Consider the following 13,294-nt stretch of genomic DNA (forward strand, 5'->3'; position numbering starts at 1 on the left):
TCATGATGTTTTAATAAAACCAACTTTATCAATAGATAAATTTTCTGGAGAAATACATATTCGACACCATATTACTTCTAATGGTTATTACAAAGGTAAAAAAGTGATTTAAAAGTTAAAAAAATGGTGCTTTTAAAAAGTACCATTTATAAAAAAATACTAAAATATAAATGAAATTATACTTAATTTTATTTTTTTAAATTTTTCACTACTAAATCATTAAAAATATTAATTTTTAAATATATGTTATTTACAATAATACGAATATTTCAAATAAATAAGATTTATTTTATCTAATAAATTATTAGAAATAATTTTTATTATATATAATCAACTTTTTTTAAAAAAGAAAGTACTAAAAAATTAGGCGTCTGTAATGAATTCATTTGCAATGTTATTTCCAGGACAAGGTTCGCAATATATAGGAATGTTATCTTCATTTTTTCAAAATAATAATATTATTACACAAACTTTTAATGAAGCATCACATTATATAAATGATAATTTATTAAAGTTAGTAAAAGAAGGACCAAAAATAAAACTTAATCAAAACAAATATACGCAAGTAATAATACTAACTGCATCAGTTTCAATATATCGACTTTGGAAAAAAAAAAATGGAAGACTTCCTTCTTTAATGTCGGGACATAGTCTTGGTGAATATTCTGCTTTAGTTTGCTCTGGTTCAATAAAATTCTCTGATGCATTAAAAATTGTTTTTTTACGGGGTAAATTAATGGAAGCAACTACCATAAATCGTCCTGGTTTAATGAAAGCAATAATTGGAATAGAAAGTAAAATAGTTCAATCTATTTGTAAAATAATGTCTTCAAAAAAAAAAATAGTAGCGATAGCTAGTATAAATTCTGATAATCAAACTGTGATATCAGGAGATAAAAACACTGTATGTAAAACAAGTTTAATATGTAAAAATTTTGGTGCTAAACATATATTTAATTTAAATATTAATATAGCTGCACATTGTATACTAATGAAACCAATTTCTAAACAGTTAAAAAAAATATTACATTTAAGTATTATACGGTCACCAAATATTCCAATAATTAATAATGTTGATGTAAAAATTGAAAATACTACAAAAAAAATTCAAAGTGCATTGATTAGACAAATTTATAGCACTGTAAGATGGAAAGAAATTATAAATTTAATACAATCTAAAAAAATTTTTATAATGTTAGAAATAGGTCCTGGTAAAATTTTAACAAATTTAAATAAAAATAATAAAAAAATTATTTCATTCGATACAAATAATTTAAAAAATTTTTTAATTGCCTTTAAAAAAATCAATAAATGAAAGTTATGAACAATAATAAAAAAATAGCATTAATTACAGGTGCTAGCCGTGGAATAGGAAAGGCCATTGCAAAAAAATTAGTAAATAAAGGAATACAAATAATCGGAACATCAACAAATGAAAAAGGAGTAAATACAATAAACAAATATTTAAAAAAAAATGGATTTGGTATAATACTAGATTTAAATAATACTGATTCTATTATAGATAATATCAAAAATATTTCTAATGAATATTCAATTGATATATTAATTAATAATGCTGGAATTAAAGCAGATAATTTATTGATTAAAATGACAGATAACGAGTGGAATCATGTAATCAATATTAATTTAACATCAATATTTTATCTTGTAAAATATATTCTTCGTTCTATGCTGAAAAAAAGATATGGTCGAATTATTACTATTGGTTCAATCATTGGTTATACAGGAAATAAAGGACAAGTAAACTATAGTTCTTCAAAATCAGGATTAATAGGATTTCACAAGTCGTTAGCATTAGAAGTTGCATCAAAAGGCATTACTGTAAACATTGTCTCGCCAGGAATCATTAAAACAGATTTTATAAAAACACTAAATTCAAGTCAATATCAAAAATATTTATCTCAAATACCAATGAAAAAATTAGGTAAAACTAAAGATATAGCTCATGCTGTGATGTTTTTAATATCAAAAAAAGCATCATATATTACCGGACATACACTACATGTAAATGGTGGTATGTTTATGGTATAATATATATAAAAGATTATAATAGTTAACTTAAAAATGAAAAATGGAAAATTATAGTAATGAACAACATTGAAAAACGAATAAAAAAAATAATATTTGACAAATTAGATATCGAAGAAAAAAACATTATCAATCAAGCTTCTTTTGCAGAAGATCTTGGTGCAGATTCACTGGATATTGTTGAACTAATTATGGCATTAGAAGAAGAATTTGACATTGAAATTTCAGATGAAGAAGCAGAAAAAATTAGTACAGTGCAAAAATCTATCGATTATATAAAATCTCGTTTTCAAAAATAAAAAAATGCAAAAAAATAAATTTATTGTAATTGAAGGATTAGAAGGTGCAGGTAAAACTAATGCATGTATATGTATTAAAAATATATTAAATGAATATAATTTTAAAGATGTAATATTAGTACGGCAACCAGGTAGTACACCTATTGCAGAAGAAATAAGAGAATTAATACAAAAGAAATTCGATAAAGATAACCTTATAAAAGAAACCGAATTATTATTAATGTATGCAGCAAGAATTCAATTAGTTAAAACAATAATAAAACCTGCGTTAAAAAATGGAAAATGGGTCATCTCTGATCGTCACGATTTATCTTCTTTAGCTTATCAAGGTGGAGGATTAGGAATAAAAAAAACAATAATAACTAAATTACAATCTTTTTTTTTAGAAGATTTTATTCCAGATTTAACTGTCTATTTAGATGTATCACCAAAAATAGGGTTAAAAAGAGCACTAAAACGAAACCCTTTAGATTTAATTGAAAGTAGATCTTTACAATTTTTTAAAAAAGTAAGAAAAATTTATTTACAACAAATAAAGCTAAATAAAAACATCATAAAAATTAATGCTAATTTAAATATGCAAACTGTTTCTGAAAACATTACAAAACAAATATCCAATTGGCTAAATAAACAAGTTATATGAACTTATATCCTTGGTTAATAAAACCATATAAAAAAATTATTCATCAATATCAAATTAACAAAGCTCACCATGCAATTCTTATAAAAACTCAAAAAGGAATGGGAATCTCTAATTTAGTTTGGTGTATTAGTAGATGGTTATTATGTCTACAATCTAAAGGGATAAAATTTTGTAATGAGTGTCATGGTTGTAAATTAATGCTTTCTAGAAACCATCCAGATTTACACGAGTTAAAAAATAAAATATTTAATATTGAAGATATACGAATCATAAATGAAAAAATATTTAAACGTTCACAACAAGGAGGAAGTAAAGTTATTTTCTTATCAAATATTAGAAATTTGACACATTCTGCAGTAAATGGTCTTTTAAAAACTTTAGAAGAACCGCCAAAAAACACTTGGTTTTTCCTTATAAATTATGATAATTCAAATTTATATTTAACACTAAACAGCCGTTGTATTTTATATAAAATTTTTATCCCAAAAGAAGAAGACAGTTTGACATGGTTAAAAAATGAAACACATGAGAAAAACAGATCATATTTAGCTGCATTGCGAATTAATCAAGGCTCACCTATATCTGCAAAAAAATTTATTAACGGAGAAATGTGGATAGAAAGAGAAAATTTTTGTAAACATTTATTTGACAGTTTTAAATATAAAAATTTACTAAAAATATTAAAAATATTACATCACAAAGATAGTGTAATTAAAATACAATGGATATGTTCAATATTACTTGATGCTATTAAATTTAACTTTAGTAAAAAAAAATATTTAACTAATATTGATCAAATAGAATTGATTCAATTTATCTCTTATAACCATACAAATTATATTTTAGATATTAGTATTCGAACTTGGATGCAGTGCATACATAGACTATTAAATATACCTGGAGTTAACTATGAATTATTATTAATGGAACAATTAATGAAATGGGAAAAAATTTTAAATTTTGTGCTTTTAACTTAATTATAAGATCACTTTTATAAAAGAGAAAAAAATAATGTTTTTAAGTGATTCACACTGTCATATTGATAGATTAAATTATAATCTATTACATAAAAATATAGAAGATGTATTGGATAAATCTTATAAAAAACATGTAAAATACTTATTAGCAGTATCAACTTCAATAAAAAATTTCTATAAAATTCAAAAATTATCAAAAAACAACCAATCTATTTTTTATTCTTGTGGTGTTCACCCTTTAAATTGCAAAAAAGAACTAAAAAATTTTTATACAATACAAATTATATCTAAAAAGATAGAAGAGCAATCTTATATAAAAAATGTAGTCGCGTTAGGTGAAACAGGATTAGATTATTATTATTCATCGATGACTAAAAATATACAAAAAGATTTTTTCCGAGAACATATTAGAATTGCAATAAAAACAAATAAACCCATTATAGTACATTCTCGTAATTCTATTGATGATACTATAAAAATTCTTAAAGAAGAAAATGCAGAAAAATGTAAAGGAGTATTACATTCTTTTACTGAAAGCTATGAATCAGTATATAAATTATTAGATCTAGGTTTTTACATTTCTATATCAGGAATTATTACTTTTAAAAATTCTATAGAATTAAAAAATGTAATAAAAAAAATACCATTAGAACATTTATTAATAGAAACAGATGCACCATATTTATCACCAATACCATATCGAGGATTAGAAAATCAACCGGCATATTTATTTGATATAGCAAAATATATATCTTTATTGATGAAAATAGATATAACAACACTAGCAGATATTACAACAAAAAATTTTCGTACATTATTTCATATAAAAAATATAAACACATGATAATTTTTTTATAAATAAAATATATATATATCATATCTTTATAATTCTTATATATATTTAGGAGTCTTTTAACGTGTTTAAAAACGTATTTGCAAACCTTCAAAAAGTTGGTAAATCACTTATGTTGCCCGTTTCAGTATTACCTATTGCAGGAATACTTTTAGGAATAGGATCCGCACATTTTAACTTGTTGCCAGACATTGTTTCTCAGATTATGGCTCAAACAGGAGGATCTATATTTAGCAATATGCCACTTATTTTTGCAATTGGAGTTGCTCTTGGATTTACTAAAAATGATGGTGTTGCAGCATTAGCTGCAGTGGTTTCTTACGGTATCTTAATTGAAACAATGTCAGTAGTTGAACCAATAATTTTACATACAACTATTCATGTAATAAAAGATAAACATCTTTCTGATACTGGTATACTAGGAGGTATTATAGCAGGTGTTATTGCTTCGTATATGTTTAATAAATTTTATCGTATTCAATTACCTGAATATTTAGGGTTTTTTTCTGGGAAAAGATTTGTTCCAATTATTTCAGGATTATCTACTATACTAATAGGTTTATTATTATCTGTAATATGGCCTCCTATTGGACATGGTATTCAAGTTTTTTCTCATTGGGCAGCTTATCAAAATCCTATTCTTGCTTTCACTCTTTATGGATTAGTAGAAAGAGCTTTAGTTCCATTTGGATTACATCATATATGGAATGTTCCTTTTCAAATGCAGATTGGGGAATACACTAATTCTGCAGGACAAATTTTTCATGGAGACATTGCTAGATATATGGCCGGAGATACTACCGCTGGAAATCTATCAGGTGGATTTATTTTTAAAATGTACGGTCTTCCTGGAGCTGCATTAGCAATTTGGCATACAGCTAAAAAAGAAAATAGAGCTAAAATTGGAAGTATTATGCTTTCAGCAGCTTTAACTGCATTTTTAACAGGAATTACTGAACCAATTGAGTTTTCATTTATTATTGTTGCACCTATTTTATATATTATACATTCTATTTTAGCTGGATTATCTTTTCCTATTTGTATTTTTTTAGATATGCGAGCAGGAACTAGTTTTTCACATGGTTTTATAGATTTTATAGTATTAAGTGGTAATAGTAATCATATACTATTATTTCCTGTTGTTGGGATACTTTATGGATTATTATATTATAGTGTTTTTTATTTTTTAATTGTTAATTTTAATTTACAGACACCAGGAAGAGAAGCAAAACAAAATAGTATTTTATTAAAAAATAATATTGAAATTGCACCATATATTGTTAACGCTTTAGGCGGAAAAAATAATATTAAAAATCTAGATGCATGTATCACAAGATTAAGAATAACAGTTTTAGAGATATCTAAGGTAAATCAAAAAGATTTAAAAGATCTTGGTGCAGCTGGAATTATTGTTTCAGGATCCGGCATACAAGCTGTTTTCGGAACTAGATCTGAGAATATTAAAACTGCTATAGATGAATATATAAAAAATCTATAAAAAAGATTACAGTACGAGTGTTTTATAAAAAAATAAGTTATATATAAATATTATTTTTCGTAATAAAGAGCAAAAATTATGTCAAATAGTTCAATTTTTAAACAAATAGTTGAAAAAAAAATATCAGCAAATATCATTTATGAAGATAAAAAAATAACTGCTTTTGAAGATATAAAACCTAAAGCTCCAGTACATATATTAATTATACCTAATATTTTTATTGCATCATTAAATGATATCAACAAAAAAAATAAAGATATTTTAGGTCACATGTTTTATATTGCGGTAAATATTGCAAAAGAAAAGAAAATAAGCAAAGAAGGATATAGAATTGTTGTAAATTGTAATAAAAATGCAGGACAAGAAATAGAATATCTTCATATGCATTTATTAGGAGGTAAAAAACTAAGTGTATTGTTATAGTATAAAAGAATATTTAGTTTCCTTTAAGACTAAGGATAAAATTTGATTAAACATTTATTATCTATGTTGTGTATTGTTATTTTTATTAATAGTTGTTCTACTGTGAAAAAAATAGAGGAAAATTTAATAAATAAAACAAAATCATCATCTATTTTTTTAAATTTTGATGATGTTACAGAAAGCATTATTATAGATTTTTTAAAATATAAAAATATGTTTATATTTGATAATTCCTTATTTTTTGTCAATGTATTAAAAAATGATACGAATAATATTATAGATACAAAAAAGTTAACAAATATTATAAAATATAAAATATCTAAAAATACTCATCATGTTCATTTTATTACTGATAAAACCATTAAAAAATCTAAAAAAAAATTAGGGTTATCAAATATAACAAACTTAACCAATATCAGTACTGCAATACTATTGTCTCGAAATAATCATGTCAAATATTATTTAGAAAGTTATATTTCGGGAGATCATGACCCTTTATCTTTGACTGTGAAATTAATTTTAGTTGAAACAGGAGAAATAATATTTTTAAAAACAAAAAAATTTTATTTATAAAATGAAAAATGTTATTAACAGTAAATGTATATATCTTTAATAATTTATTATTTAATAAGAGTAGTTCTTTCTACTGATACTTATACAAAAAAATTAGTATATAATACTATTTTTAGTATGAAAAATAGATTTTTTTATTTATAAATCAGTAGAAAGTTCTAACTCTTAATAATTATAAAAATATGTAAAATTTATTTTAAAAATATATATTTAAAAAATTAAAATTGATAAACTAATCCAGCACCAATAACATTATCTGTAGGAATATTGTTTGTTTTAACAAGTTTATTAGTACTTTTTAACAAATTAATTTTATAATTCATATATGTAGAAATATTTTTATTAAACTCATAACGAGTTGAAATATTAATTTGTTTTGCTAAATCCCAAGTATTTTGACTAAAATCATCTTTACTTATATTTGAATGTTGTCCTTTAGAATCTAAATAACTTAAAGAAGGATAAAAACCAGAATGAAAATTATATTCTGCAATTGCTTCAATATTTTCTATTTTATTTATATAACCTTCGCTAGATGGATCATTGTTTTTATCATCAATGTTAAATGGTTTTAAATTACTTCCTGCCCCATAAAACGCAGCAATATATATATCATTTGCATCATATTTAAAACCTAGTCCATATGCACTAATAGTAGGAAGTTTTTCACTTTTTGTTTTATCATTTTTAAATCTTTCAGAAGAAAAACAAGAACCAATAGCTGTTAATCCAGCATCAGTTTTATATTTCAAAGATGCACCCCAACTAGAACTATTTTCTTGATTAGCTATTTTATTTGTAGATTGATCTTGATATTGTAGTGCAAAACTAATTCCATCAAAAAAACCAAAAATATTATTGTTTCGATAAGTAAGAAGACTATTGTTTCTACCTATCATATAAGTATCGTTATTATTAAAAGCACTATTTTTAGTAATATAAGGAATATGGTTTGTTAAAGATTCTACATCATGAAAAATACCATAATTACGACCATAATCTATTGAACCCCAATTTCCATACTTGAAACCAGCATAACCTAAACGTATACTATTAGATTGTTGTTTATTACTAATAATATCTTCTGGAGAAACAAAATCAGTTCCATATTCAACAGTTGCATAACTTATTAGTTCATCAGTAATTTTTGCTTTTCCTGAAAAACCTAAAATAGCATTTGTATTATCGTTATGTGATTCAATTTTTTTTGATAAAAATTTGTGGGAGAATTCATGACTAGGATTAATACTTCCGTATAGTTCTAATTCATTACCATTTTTATTAAAAATTTCTACAGCGTTAACTACACTACTAGTTGATAATAATAATGGTATTGCAATTGCTAAAGATTTTCGATTTATCATAATTTTTTATATTACCTGTTTAATGAATATATAAATTATATATCAATATAAATTTTTATAAAAAATAAATATTATTTTTTATATATTTTTCTATATAAAAATAAATTTAATGAAATAATATATTTACTGAATAAAGATTAAAAAATTTTCTTCAGAAATTAGAATTATTAACAGTACGTGGAAATGGAATAACATCGCGTATATTTGAAACTCCAGTAAAGTAAGAAATTAATCTTTCAAAACCCATTCCAAATCCTGAATGTGGAACTGTACCATATTTACGAAGATCTCTATACCACCAATAGTTTTCTTTTTTTAACCCCAATTCCACTAAACGTTCATCTAAAATTTCAATACGTTCCTCACGCTGAGAACCACCTATTAATTCTCCAATTTTTGGAACTAATACATCCATTGCTGCAACAGTTTTTTTATCGTTATTTAATCTCATATAAAATGCTTTTAATTCTTTTGGATAATTTTTTATTATAACAGGAGATTTAAAATATTTTTCTACAAGATATCGTTCATGCTCAGAAGATAAATCAGTACCAAAAGAAACAGATTTTTTAAATATAACTTTAGAATCAATTAAAATATCTATAGCTTCTATATAATCTATACGTATAAAATTGATTTCTAAAAATTTTTTTAAACGGTTAATAATATCAGAATCAACATAATTTTTAAGAAAATTAAGATCTGAAATACAATTTTTTAAAATAGATCCGCAAATATATTTTAGCATATATTCAGAAAAATCTGATATATCATTTAAATTTGTAAAAGCTGATTCTACTTCTAACATCCAAAATTCTGCTAAATGACGACTAGTGTTAGAATTTTCAGCACGAAATGTAGGACCAAAACTATAAACTTTAGATAAAGCACAAGCATATGTTTCTAAATTTAGTTGACCCGAAACAGTTAAAAAAGATTCTTTTCCAAAAAAATCTTTTTTAAAATCAACGGAACCATCTGTTTCTTTAGGAGTATTGTTCATATCTAAAGTTGAAACACGAAACATTTCCCCAGCACCTTCAGTATTTAATCCGGTAATAATAGGAGTAGGAATCCAATAATAGTTTTTTTTGTAAAAAAAACGATGCAATGAATATAATATATGATTTCTTATTCTAGTTATTACTCCTATTAAATTAGTTCTAGGTCTTAAATGAGAAACTTCTCTCAAATATTCCAAACTATGTTTTTTAGCAGATATAGGATAAGTATCTGGATTTTTAATCCAACCTAAAACTTTAATTATTTTTGCTTGAATTTCATATTTTTGATTATTTCCAATAGATAATATTAATACGCCTGTCAGTTTTACAGAACATCCAACGGTCAAATGCAAAATTTCTTTATAATAATTAGATAAAGTATTATTTGCAATAACTTGTATAGAATAAAAACACGAACCATCATAAATTGTAATAAAAGAAAAGCCTAATTTTGAATCTCTACGGCTTCGAACCCATCCATATACAGTAATTGAACTATTAATTGTAATATCATTTTTATATATATCTGATATTGATACTGTATTCATAAATGCTTTCCTTTTATACGTCTATTATTTAAAATTAACAAAACAAAATATATAAAAAATTATGAAACAAGTTTTTTAATATTTTTTATATTAATTTATTCTAAATTTAAAAAAATAAATTTTTTCAATGATTTTTAATTTAAAATATAAACAATATTTACACTTGTTAGTGTAAAGATACATTTTTATAAATAGCATAAAAACTATCAATATATCTATATATTATCTATTTTTTAGTGATACGTTAAATACTTTGCATAAATACTTTAAAAATTTTTGATCTAAACAAAAAGTTTTTCCTGGACTATCAGATAATTTAGCAACAGGTTTTCCATTACATTTTACTAATTTAATTACTATATTTAATGGTTTTACATCAGGAATATCGCATGTTAATTTTGTACCTATTCCAAAAATTACATTAATTCTGTTACTAAATTTTTTATAAAGAGATATAATTTTTTTAAAATCTAAATTATCTGAAAACAATAATGTTTTAGTAAAAGGATCAATACCTAATTTTTCGTAGTGTTTTAAAGCTTTCTCACCCCATTTTATTGGATCCCCTGAATCATGTCTTATTCCTTGATAAAAAGAAGTAAAATATAAGTTAAAATCACGTAAAAAAGAATCCATATTAATAGAATCGGTAAGAGCTATATTTAAATGGTTATTATATTGATACAACCATGTTTTTAATGCTAGAATTTGACTTTTTTCTAAATTTGAGCTAATTTGTTGATGTGCTTGAAACCATTCATGAGATTGTGTTCCTATTGGTGATAATTTTAGTATACGTGATATATGATAATTACTAGAACCAATAAAAAATGGAAATTTTTCTTTTAATCTTGTGACAACTGCATATTGAACGTCATAAGAAAATCTTCTTCTTGTCCCAAAATCAACAATTTTTAAACGAGATAAATCTATGCTTTTAGTAAAATAAAAAAAATTTTTTAATTTGTAATCCAAATGTTTTATAGCATTTTGAGAAGTTACTTCTGAAGATAAATCGTTATGAAAAATTTCGCTAATTAAAGCTAAAATAGGAACTTCCCATAATATTACTTCTTTCCATAATCCAGTTATTTGAATGTTTAATTTACCTTGATGATTTTTAATTTTTACTTGAGAAGCATTATAACGAAAATTTCGCAACCAATGTAAATATTCTTGTTTAAAAAACGGAAAAGAAGTCATATAAATATATTCTTCATCACTCAAAGCTAAAGTTTGCATCATACTAATTTGTTCTAATAAAACATCAGAATAACAACCTAATACATTATCTCCTCTACAAATGAATTCAGCTGCTACATTTACATCCTCATAATTATAAAAAACAGCTTGCTGCATATAAAATTTATATACATCAGTATCAAGAATTGTTTTTATTATTGGATAATCATAATATTTCATAGTATATTCTAATTTTTATTTCTTACTTTTATATCACTAATTATGTTAAAGCAAAAATACTATATTAATTTTATATTGCAATAAATAACATGAATCTATTATATAAAAATATAACATAAATAAAAAAGTTATCAATTTTTCATAAAAATAATAGTTTTTTAAAAAAATAAGTTATTTTTAATAATAAAAATACTTTAATTTATTTACCAAATTTTACTTAACTAAAAAAGGAATTATAATGTTTTATTATTTCATTCGTAAACTATTATTTTTAATAGATGCAGAAAAATCTCATAATTTAACATTTAAATGTATTAATTCTAAGAGTTTTCAATTATTACAAGATTTTTTTTTTACACATAAAATACCATCAAAAAAAATAACATGTATGGGATTGACATTCAAAAATAAATTAGGAATAGCTGCTGGAATAGATAAAAATGGAGAATATATAGATTGTTTATCAAAAATGGGTTTTGGTTTTATTGAAGTTGGAACTGTTACACCTTTACCTCAATATGGAAATATCAAACCAAGAATATTTAGAATTACTTCCAAAGAAGCTATAATTAATAAAATGGGATTCAATAATTTAGGAATAGAAAATTTAATTAAAAATATAAAAAAATCTCGTTTTAAAGAAATTATAGGTGTAAATATTGGAAAAAATAAAAATACCAACATTGATAATGCTGTTCAAGATTATTTAATATGTATGGAAAAAATTTACATTTACGCAAGTTATATAACTATTAATATTTCTTCTCCAAATACTATTAATTTAAGAACTTTGCAATATGGACAAAACTTTAAAAGTTTATTGTATAAAATAAAAAAAAAACAACATGAATTACACAAAAAATATTTAAAATATGTTCCAATAGCTATTAAAATTTCACCAGATTTATCAAAAAAAGAATTGCTTAATATTTCCAAACAATTAATCCGATATGAAATAGATGCAGTAATTGCTACTAATACAACATTAGACCATTCGTCAATACAAAATAACTTAAAAAAAATTTATCAAAAAGGTGGATTAAGTGGATTACCTTTACAAAAGAAAAGTACTAATGTAATTTCAATATTATCAAAAAGTTTAAAAAAGAAAATTCCTATTATTGGAGTGGGAGGAATTAATTCAATTTATTCTGCAAAAGAAAAAATAAAATCAGGAGCCAGTTTAATACAAATATATTCCGGACTAATATATCATGGTCCAAAACTAATTAGAAATATTATTAAAAATATATAAAATTTTCTTTATATAGTTATATTTAATAATAATTTAATAATATTTATGAATATAAAAAATTTAGATTGAATTTTAACAAATTAATAGACAAATATATAAAAATAAAACATATAATATTTCAATTAAAAAAAATTGATTGATAAAAATAAAATGAACTATTTGTTTGCAAGTACAAATTTTGGAACTGAAAAATTATTAGAAAAAGAACTTTTATATTTAGGTGCTAAAAATTTAAGTGTACAACGTGGAGGAGTTTATTATGACGCAAATGATAAATTATTATATCAAAGTTTAATGTGGAGTCGCATTGCATCACGAATTTTTTTACATATAACAACATTTAAAATAAAAAATATTCATGATCTTTATAAAAATACATATAATAT

General features: G+C 23.1%; 14 protein-coding genes and 1 pseudogene. 12 read left to right on the forward strand and 3 right to left on the reverse strand.

Going from position 1 to position 13,294, the window contains the following annotated elements; genetic code table 11:
- From rpmF to D9V70_RS01840, 10 genes are all read left to right on the forward strand, one after another.
- Positions 1-112: 50S ribosomal protein L32 (rpmF, locus tag D9V70_RS01795; protein ID WP_158356286.1), on the forward strand; the 112-nt coding region annotated here is incomplete at its 5' end.
- Positions 113-376: 264 nt separating this feature from the next.
- On the forward strand, positions 377-1,315 hold the full coding sequence (gene fabD / locus D9V70_RS01800) for an ACP S-malonyltransferase (RefSeq protein ID WP_158356049.1): 939 nt from the start codon (positions 377-379) through the stop codon (positions 1,313-1,315).
- 5 nt (positions 1,316-1,320) lie between these two features.
- Entirely contained in the window at positions 1,321-2,052 is a 732-nt protein-coding gene (gene fabG / locus D9V70_RS01805) for a 3-oxoacyl-ACP reductase FabG (protein WP_158356050.1), read from the forward strand.
- A gap of 56 nt (positions 2,053-2,108) precedes the next feature.
- Positions 2,109-2,348 (forward strand): acyl carrier protein, encoded by a 240-nt coding sequence (gene acpP, locus D9V70_RS01810; protein ID WP_158356051.1) that lies wholly within the window; start codon positions 2,109-2,111, stop codon positions 2,346-2,348.
- A gap of 4 nt (positions 2,349-2,352) precedes the next feature.
- Positions 2,353-2,991: a dTMP kinase gene (gene tmk, locus D9V70_RS01815; protein ID WP_158356052.1), complete on the forward strand. Its 639-nt coding sequence runs from the start codon at positions 2,353-2,355 to the stop codon at positions 2,989-2,991.
- Positions 2,988-3,968: a DNA polymerase III subunit delta' C-terminal domain-containing protein gene (locus D9V70_RS01820; protein ID WP_158356053.1), complete on the forward strand. Its 981-nt coding sequence runs from the start codon at positions 2,988-2,990 to the stop codon at positions 3,966-3,968. The genes tmk and D9V70_RS01820 overlap by 4 nt, the downstream gene beginning before the upstream one ends.
- A 34-nt stretch (positions 3,969-4,002) precedes the next feature.
- Positions 4,003-4,812 carry a TatD family hydrolase gene (locus D9V70_RS01825; protein ID WP_158356054.1) on the forward strand — a complete coding sequence of 270 codons (810 nt, stop codon included), beginning with the start codon at positions 4,003-4,005 and terminating at the stop codon, positions 4,810-4,812.
- A 73-nt stretch (positions 4,813-4,885) separates the two neighbouring features.
- Entirely contained in the window at positions 4,886-6,319 is a 1,434-nt protein-coding gene (gene ptsG / locus D9V70_RS01830; RefSeq protein ID WP_158356055.1) for a PTS glucose transporter subunit IIBC, read from the forward strand.
- 78 nt (positions 6,320-6,397) lie between these two features.
- Positions 6,398-6,742 carry a histidine triad nucleotide-binding protein gene (locus tag D9V70_RS01835; protein ID WP_158356056.1) on the forward strand — a complete coding sequence of 115 codons (345 nt, stop codon included), beginning with the start codon at positions 6,398-6,400 and terminating at the stop codon, positions 6,740-6,742.
- Between the two features lie 42 nt (positions 6,743-6,784).
- Positions 6,785-7,315, forward strand: coding sequence for a hypothetical protein (locus tag D9V70_RS01840; RefSeq protein ID WP_158356057.1), 531 nt, complete (start codon positions 6,785-6,787; stop codon positions 7,313-7,315).
- Between the two features lie 218 nt (positions 7,316-7,533).
- Here D9V70_RS01840 and D9V70_RS01845 read toward each other — a convergent pair whose 3' ends face one another.
- The 3 genes from D9V70_RS01845 to pncB all read right to left on the reverse strand — a co-directional run bounded on the left by D9V70_RS01845 (position 7,534) and on the right by pncB (position 11,653).
- A complete protein-coding gene (locus tag D9V70_RS01845; protein ID WP_158356058.1) occupies positions 7,534-8,679 on the reverse strand; it encodes a porin in 1,146 nt (381 codons plus the stop codon).
- A 151-nt stretch (positions 8,680-8,830) separates the two neighbouring features.
- On the reverse strand, positions 8,831-10,231 hold the full coding sequence (gene asnS, locus D9V70_RS01850) for an asparagine--tRNA ligase (RefSeq protein ID WP_158356059.1): 1,401 nt from the start codon (positions 10,229-10,231) through the stop codon (positions 8,831-8,833).
- 222 nt (positions 10,232-10,453) lie between these two features.
- Positions 10,454-11,653 (reverse strand): nicotinate phosphoribosyltransferase, encoded by a 1,200-nt coding sequence (gene pncB / locus D9V70_RS01855; RefSeq protein WP_158356060.1) that lies wholly within the window; start codon positions 11,651-11,653, stop codon positions 10,454-10,456.
- Between the two features lie 238 nt (positions 11,654-11,891).
- Between pncB and pyrD the strand changes: the two genes are divergently transcribed.
- Positions 11,892-12,908: a quinone-dependent dihydroorotate dehydrogenase gene (pyrD, locus tag D9V70_RS01860; protein ID WP_158356061.1), complete on the forward strand. Its 1,017-nt coding sequence runs from the start codon at positions 11,892-11,894 to the stop codon at positions 12,906-12,908.
- Between the two features lie 150 nt (positions 12,909-13,058).
- A pseudogene (rlmL, locus tag D9V70_RS01865) lies at positions 13,059-13,294 on the forward strand (bifunctional 23S rRNA (guanine(2069)-N(7))-methyltransferase RlmK/23S rRNA (guanine(2445)-N(2))-methyltransferase RlmL); the annotation flags it as partial.

Origin of the sequence: Buchnera aphidicola (Lipaphis pseudobrassicae), assembly GCF_005081185.1 — a bacterium.
GTDB classification, from domain to species: domain Bacteria; phylum Pseudomonadota; class Gammaproteobacteria; order Enterobacterales; family Enterobacteriaceae; genus Buchnera; species Buchnera aphidicola_AD.

Coding starts and splice junctions, on each gene's coding strand:
- asnS (WP_158356059.1), bottom strand. CDS start 10,231: ATGAATACAGTATCAATATCAGATATATATAAAAATGATATTACAATT.
- D9V70_RS01835 (WP_158356056.1), top strand. CDS start 6,398: ATGTCAAATAGTTCAATTTTTAAACAAATAGTTGAAAAAAAAATATCA.
- pyrD (WP_158356061.1), top strand. CDS start 11,892: ATGTTTTATTATTTCATTCGTAAACTATTATTTTTAATAGATGCAGAA.
- pncB (WP_158356060.1), bottom strand. CDS start 11,653: ATGAAATATTATGATTATCCAATAATAAAAACAATTCTTGATACTGAT.
- D9V70_RS01820 (WP_158356053.1), top strand. CDS start 2,988: ATGAACTTATATCCTTGGTTAATAAAACCATATAAAAAAATTATTCAT.
- tmk (WP_158356052.1), top strand. CDS start 2,353: ATGCAAAAAAATAAATTTATTGTAATTGAAGGATTAGAAGGTGCAGGT.
- fabG (WP_158356050.1), top strand. CDS start 1,321: ATGAACAATAATAAAAAAATAGCATTAATTACAGGTGCTAGCCGTGGA.
- acpP (WP_158356051.1), top strand. CDS start 2,109: ATGAACAACATTGAAAAACGAATAAAAAAAATAATATTTGACAAATTA.
- D9V70_RS01825 (WP_158356054.1), top strand. CDS start 4,003: ATGTTTTTAAGTGATTCACACTGTCATATTGATAGATTAAATTATAAT.
- D9V70_RS01845 (WP_158356058.1), bottom strand. CDS start 8,679: ATGATAAATCGAAAATCTTTAGCAATTGCAATACCATTATTATTATCA.
- fabD (WP_158356049.1), top strand. CDS start 377: ATGAATTCATTTGCAATGTTATTTCCAGGACAAGGTTCGCAATATATA.